Consider the following 717-nt stretch of genomic DNA (forward strand, 5'->3'; position numbering starts at 1 on the left):
AGCATTTCAGTACGCCCATACAGGCAGCGTAGACTATGGGTTTGTGGCGCAGTCTCAACTTGTCGCGATAAAAGCCAAACCTGAGCAGTTCTTTACTTTACCAAAAGCGTCCTACCCAGCTATTCTGCAGGATGGTATCGTTATCAATAATACAGTCCCAGCAGCAGCGTTTACCAAATACTTGCGCTCGGATACAGGACAACAGTACTTCGCGCAAGCAGGCTACCTGCCCATTCAATAATCCGTTAGCCTAGACACTCTACCTATAAAACGAGCCGTGACATTATATGATCGACCAATCTCTTATGTCAGATATGCTCAGTCCTTTTTGGGTGAGTATTAAGCTCGCTTCTGTCACGACCTTGTGCTTACTGTTATTTGCAACCCCTATGGCTTATTGGCTTGCCAAACCAAGTCGAAAGAAGGCAGTTGGGCGTTTCAAAATTCTACTCATGGGCATCATTGCCATGCCTCTAGTACTACCACCTACGGTTATTGGCTTTTATTTATTATTACTGCTAAGTCCAAGTATGGGTATCGGTAAATGGCTGATTGAGCACAATATTAGCCCTTTAATTTTTACCTTCGAAGGTCTAGTTGTTGGCTCTATTATTTACTCACTGCCTTTTTATATACAGCCAGTGTATGCACAGTTTTTGCGTATTCCCCAAAGTGTCACGGAAGTGGCGCATCTGTTAGAACCTAGTCGTCTGCGCC

The 717-nt window shown here is 44.4% G+C and carries 2 protein-coding genes; both read left to right on the plus strand.

The window, feature by feature from the left end:
• The coding region (locus ACS8FC_RS17395; protein WP_439297705.1) for a substrate-binding domain-containing protein at positions 1 to 241 on the plus strand (241 nt) is incomplete at its 5' end.
• A gap of 46 nt (positions 242 to 287) precedes the next feature.
• Positions 288 to 717 (plus strand): molybdate ABC transporter permease subunit (locus ACS8FC_RS17400; protein WP_439297706.1); only part of this gene is annotated, 430 nt, incomplete at its 3' end.

The sequence above is a fragment of the Psychrobacter sp. 1Y4 genome (assembly GCF_051847555.1).